This is a genomic window from Nocardia sp. NPDC058497 (genome assembly GCF_042720195.1).
Lineage (GTDB): Bacteria > Actinomycetota > Actinomycetes > Mycobacteriales > Mycobacteriaceae > Nocardia.
Genome location: NZ_JBHXMY010000109.1, coordinates 1 through 4,556 on the forward strand (window position 1 = coordinate 1; position 4,556 = coordinate 4,556).

Annotated in this window: 8 protein-coding genes; 3 read left to right on the forward strand and 5 right to left on the reverse strand. The window is 67.1% G+C overall.

Annotation, left to right across the window (positions count from 1 at the left end; translation table 11 throughout):
• Nucleotides 1-144: 144 nt before the first annotated feature.
• Nucleotides 145-726: a TetR/AcrR family transcriptional regulator gene (locus ACFWPJ_RS10495; RefSeq protein WP_378849501.1), complete on the forward strand. Its 582-nt coding sequence runs from the start codon at nucleotides 145-147 to the stop codon at nucleotides 724-726.
• Here ACFWPJ_RS10495 and ACFWPJ_RS10500 read toward each other — a convergent pair.
• From ACFWPJ_RS10500 to ACFWPJ_RS10520, 5 genes are all read right to left on the reverse strand, one after another.
• Entirely contained in the window at nucleotides 702-1,136 is a 435-nt protein-coding gene (locus tag ACFWPJ_RS10500; RefSeq protein ID WP_378849503.1) for an NUDIX domain-containing protein, read from the reverse strand. The genes ACFWPJ_RS10495 and ACFWPJ_RS10500 overlap by 25 nt on opposite strands.
• 31 nt (nucleotides 1,137-1,167) lie before the next feature.
• Nucleotides 1,168-1,776, reverse strand: coding sequence for a TetR/AcrR family transcriptional regulator (locus ACFWPJ_RS10505; protein ID WP_378849504.1), 609 nt, complete (start codon nucleotides 1,774-1,776; stop codon nucleotides 1,168-1,170).
• 9 nt (nucleotides 1,777-1,785) lie between these two features.
• Complete coding sequence (locus tag ACFWPJ_RS10510; protein ID WP_378849505.1) at nucleotides 1,786-2,355, reverse strand: TetR/AcrR family transcriptional regulator; 570 nt, start codon at nucleotides 2,353-2,355, stop codon at nucleotides 1,786-1,788.
• Nucleotides 2,356-2,503: 148 nt separating this feature from the next.
• Nucleotides 2,504-2,671, reverse strand: coding sequence for a hypothetical protein (locus tag ACFWPJ_RS10515; protein WP_378849507.1), 168 nt, complete (start codon nucleotides 2,669-2,671; stop codon nucleotides 2,504-2,506).
• A 484-nt stretch (nucleotides 2,672-3,155) separates the two neighbouring features.
• Nucleotides 3,156-3,293 (reverse strand): hypothetical protein, encoded by a 138-nt coding sequence (locus ACFWPJ_RS10520; RefSeq protein WP_378849508.1) that lies wholly within the window; start codon nucleotides 3,291-3,293, stop codon nucleotides 3,156-3,158.
• Here ACFWPJ_RS10520 and ACFWPJ_RS10525 point away from each other — a divergent pair.
• Both ACFWPJ_RS10525 and ACFWPJ_RS10530 read left to right on the forward strand, forming a co-directional pair.
• Nucleotides 3,292-3,519 (forward strand): hypothetical protein, encoded by a 228-nt coding sequence (locus ACFWPJ_RS10525; protein WP_378849509.1) that lies wholly within the window; start codon nucleotides 3,292-3,294, stop codon nucleotides 3,517-3,519. The two genes, ACFWPJ_RS10520 and ACFWPJ_RS10525, sit on opposite strands and share 2 nt — an antisense overlap.
• 36 nt (nucleotides 3,520-3,555) lie before the next feature.
• Nucleotides 3,556-4,494 (forward strand): hypothetical protein, encoded by a 939-nt coding sequence (locus ACFWPJ_RS10530; protein WP_378849511.1) that lies wholly within the window; start codon nucleotides 3,556-3,558, stop codon nucleotides 4,492-4,494.
• Nucleotides 4,495-4,556 lie beyond the last annotated feature (62 nt).

A 4,556-nucleotide genomic window follows, 5' to 3' on the forward strand; every position in this document is an offset into this window, starting at 1 on the left:
GGGGGGGGGGGGGGGGGGGGGGGCGGGGGGGCGCGCCCCCCCCGGGGGGCGTGCAACACCCCCTCCGGCCCATAAAAAAAAACAACCCCCTCCAACCTAATTTTTTCCCGCCCCGGCGGCGGCAGCCGACCAGAGAAGGTGACGATGTCCACAGAACGGCGCGGCCAGATCGTGACTGGCGCAATCGATCTCATCGCGACACGCGGCATCCGCGCACTCACCCACCGCGCGGTCGATACCCAGCTCGAGCTGCCCGCGGGCTCAACGTCCTACTACTTCCGCACCAGGCACGCCCTGATCGAAGGGGTCGCCCACGGCATCACCGCCCGCTCCCGCGCCGACTTCGCTGCCGCACAGCGCGAACCGACGGCCGACATTGCCCGCGACATCGCCGCCTGGCTCGATCACCTGCTGAAACATCGCCGCAACGAGCTGATCGCCAGGCACGCGCTGATCATCGAGGTGCTCTCCGACCCCGACCTGCACGCCCGCCTGGCGGGCAGCCTGTTCTCTCTGGAGCGCGCCACCGAGCTGTTCACCGCGCTCGGCGCCACCGACCCCGCGGCCGCGGCAGGGGACTTCCTCGCCCTGCTGGAGGGACTGGTCTTCGACCGCTTCGCCGGTCTGCGCGCGGATCGGCCCGCGACCGTCGAGCAGCTCACCCGTCCACTCTCACAGTTTCTGGCGAACGCCAGTTGTGACTATTCCCAGCCCAATTCGGAATAGGGCGCCGCTGAATTGAGCGCGGCAATCCCGAGCGCCGAATATTCGATCAGGTCGGCGGGGAGATCATTCAGTGGAAACCATTGCAGCGCATAGCATTTGTCGGGTTCCCTATTGAAAGGCTCGCCCCGCCAGCGCTCGGCGCGAAAGAACAGGCCGAGTCGTGAATCGCGGCCCGGGGCGGTCACATGGGCGACGTGGACGAGCCGAAGAGCGGCGGGCTCGAGCTCGACCCCGATCTCCTCCATGGCTTCGCGCACCGCGCCCACTGCGGCGGACTCGCCCGCTTCGAGCTTCCCCGAGGGCAGATGCCAGCGATTGTCGTACTTGTCCCCGCTGCGGCGCAGGCTCAGCAAGATCCGATCGTCGCGGATCAGGAGGATGTGGACATCGACCAGGTGGCGTGGGGTCACCCTGCCGAGCCTACGAAACCGGGGACCTGCGTCACTGCGGTCCGGGCGAGACGCGCATCCCGTCGAGAACGATCTCGATCGCGAGATACGCGGCCTCGCGGGCGTCGACCTCGGAACCACCCAGCTGCGGAACGAGGCCCTGCGAGGCCGCGATGCCACCGACACCCCACGTATTGAGGAAGAAGTACGCGGTCGAGACCGCGCCCGGCCGGAACACACCGTCTCGCTGCGCGCGCGCCAGGACCGCGTGCGCCCGGTGCTGGACCGGGACGATGTAGGTGTCACGCATGTAATCGAAGCGCGGGCCGGGTCGCGCCGATTCCTGATGGATGACGCGCGCGAGCGCGGGTTGATCGATGGTGATGTCGACCCACCGGCGCATGAGTGTACGAACCAGCTCCACCGGACCTCCGGTCTCGACCGGCGGCCGGAACACGTCCTGATCGATGCGGGCGAAGCCGTGGTCGACGGCGGCGGTCCAGGCGCCTTCCTTGGACTGGAATCGTTCGTAGATCAGATTGTGGTTGACCCGGAGACGACGGCACAGCGAGCGCAGCGACGTGCCCTCGAAACCCGAGTCCGCGAACGCCTCGAGGATGAGGTCAAGTAGTACATCGTCCTCGACCAAACGGGTGCGCACCGCGTCACGCTACCCGGCGCGATCGGCCGGGAGGCCGGCGAGCACGCCGATCTGGTCGGCCAGGCTGTCGACGAAGGCATCGCGCGGAATAGCCGGCCTGCTCAGGACATAGCGGACCGGCAAGTTCAGGCACAGCTGGGTGGCCAGCCAGCAACCGGTGTCGAGCCGGGTGCCGCGCAGCGGCGTTCCCAAGAGGAGGAAGGCCGTGCGCATGTGCTCCTCCAGTCGCACGTGGATCGCCTCGCGTGTCTTCGGGGACACCAGCCGGGGCGCTTCGTCGACGGTCACTTCAAGCAGACGGCGGTTCTGTTCGAGAACGGTGAGCATGGTCTCCACGATCTGCTCGAACACCGCCCGGTCGACCCGGTCGAGACGCGCGGTGGTGGCGGTGAGCGAATTCCCGAGCGCGAGGAGAAAGCGGTCGAGCACACCGCGGATCACATCGTCCTTTTCGCTGAAGTAGTAGTACAGCGAGCCCGGGCTGACCCCCGCTTCGGCGGCAATCTTGTTGGTGGAGGCGCCCTCGTATCCGTACCTGAGCAGAACACGAGCCCCCGCCTCGATGATCCGCTCGACCATGGCCTCGGAGCGCTGCTGCTGCGGTGTATTTCGGGTGCCTGCTCGCCTCTTCGCCGGCATCGCGGCCTCCTCGTCGAAACCCTTGAATACGAGTTGAACTCGAATTTCGGCCAACCATAACCTGACACCTGTCAGCTTGGCGGGGGAATCAGGTGCCGGAGGTACGCACAATGACTCGAATCGCGACAACACTCGCCACCGCGGCGTTGGCCTTGGCCATGGGCGCGGTCGCGCCACAACAAGCGGGCGCGCTGCCCGAATTCGCGATCACCGTCGCGACTCCGGCCGACGACGGACCGCATCCCGGGTCGCGCACCGAATGGTGGTATTTCAACGTCATGAACCCGGCTACCGGGGAGGCGTTCATCTACGCCCAGCAGTCGGTCCCGATCCCACAGGTCACCACTTTCTGGTACGACGCGGTGGGCAACAAGAACCACCTCACGTCCCCGACGACCCCGCCGGCAGCCACGTCGCAGCCGTCCGCATGCAGCAACGCCGGCTGCTTCCGCTACGACAGCGATCGCCGGGCGTACCACCTGACCTTCGCGTACAACGGGGTCTCCGGCGACATCTGGTTCGACGACATCAAACCCGGTGTCACTTCGGGCCCGAGTGTCTACGACAACCAGTGGATGGCCTGGACCAACGCCATCGCGACCTCGACAACGTCCGGGTGGATCCTCCCCGCAGGCGCGCCCGGCCCGATCAGCATCGACGGCTGGCGCGGCTACCACGACCACAACTGGGGCGACTTCGATCTGGCCGACCAGACCTACACCGGCTGGGAATGGGGCGGTTCACACGAGCCGGACGGCGCGGCCAAGGTGATGGGTGGCGTCGTCGACAGCCACAACAACTACCACGGCGTGCTGGTCGAAGTGGACGCGCGGTACCCGCTTCTGCCGGGCGAACGGCCCGATCGGCGGAACAGCCATGCGCCTGTCGGACTACGCCGAGGTCGCGGGCTTCGCCTATCCGACGAAGGTACGCACCGCCTGCACCGCCATGGGCGACATCCCCGCCCAGACCTGGACCACGACCGGCGGCGCGCACCTCGTGGACTTCCTCGCCTTCAAGTTCACCGAAAACCCCGGCACGACCGGCAACGGCTCGGCCGCCCTGGTCGAGCACTTCCGCACCCTGCCCACACTGGGCTCCTGAAAGGACATTCCACTGATCACCGAGTCGGACGAAGAAATGCACGAATCGGGCCGGAGCCCGCACTGGCAGGAGAGCTTCTATTTCAATTGGTCCACCGCGGACGGCAGGTCGTTCGGCCTGACCCGAATCGGGGTCGACCACGCGTCGGGCACGGGTGACGCGGTGGTCGTCATGCTGCACGACGGTGCGCCGGAACTGGTGTACGGCGCGGTCGGGGTCGATCTGTCACCGGAGGCCGCGCGCAGGCCGGTCGCGGACGGTCTCACCGTCGGCCGCCTGACCTACACGATGGTCGAACCACTGCGATGCTGGCGAATCTCGCTACGCGGCCGCGATGCACTGGACCTGGTCTGGCGGTCGAGTACCCCCGCTGTCGACTTCCACGCCGGCTTTCCCGGCGACAAGACCGAGGTTCAGCGCCATTTCGAGCAGTCCGGCCGGGTGGAGGGCGAGATCCGGGTCAACGGTCGCACGGCGCGGATCTCCGGGCTCGGCCAACGGGACAAGTCCTGGGGTGTGCGTGACTGGAACGGCATTCGGGGCTGGGAATGGATCGTCGGCCACTTCGGCGATGATCTGGCTTTCAACGCCACGCTCACCGATATCGGCGGGGTGAGAACGCCGACCGGGTACGTCTTCGACGCGTCCGCGACCGATCCGGTGCGCCTGGTGCGCGAGGTCGGCATCGAGTACTCCGGCGCGGATCCGCACCGGCCCGAAGCCGTGCGACTGCGAATCCACACCGACGTCGAGACCTATCTGATCTCCGGCCGCGCCCGCGCTCGCATCCCGCTCTACAAGAAGGGCCTGTTCATCGAAGAGACCCAGTTCGGGTTCGAATGCGAACACGGCGACCGAGTACGGCAGGGCACCGGAGTCGTCGAACACGCCTACCACGTGAAGCTTTCGGGGCTGGCCATGCGTCTGCCCCGGCTGCTGCCGGTGCTGAAGATGGCCAAGGAGGCGACGCGATGATCGAACGGCTCACCGCGGACACCGAAGCACCCTCGACCGATATAGGGGGCAAGCCCCCCGGC

Coding starts and splice junctions, on each gene's coding strand:
- ACFWPJ_RS10510 (WP_378849505.1), bottom strand. CDS start 2,355: ATGGTCGAGCGGATCATCGAGGCGGGGGCTCGTGTTCTGCTCAGGTAC.
- ACFWPJ_RS10530 (WP_378849511.1), top strand. CDS start 3,556: ATGCACGAATCGGGCCGGAGCCCGCACTGGCAGGAGAGCTTCTATTTC.
- ACFWPJ_RS10520 (WP_378849508.1), bottom strand. CDS start 3,293: ATGGCTGTTCCGCCGATCGGGCCGTTCGCCCGGCAGAAGCGGGTACCG.
- ACFWPJ_RS10525 (WP_378849509.1), top strand. CDS start 3,292: ATGCGCCTGTCGGACTACGCCGAGGTCGCGGGCTTCGCCTATCCGACG.
- ACFWPJ_RS10495 (WP_378849501.1), top strand. CDS start 145: ATGTCCACAGAACGGCGCGGCCAGATCGTGACTGGCGCAATCGATCTC.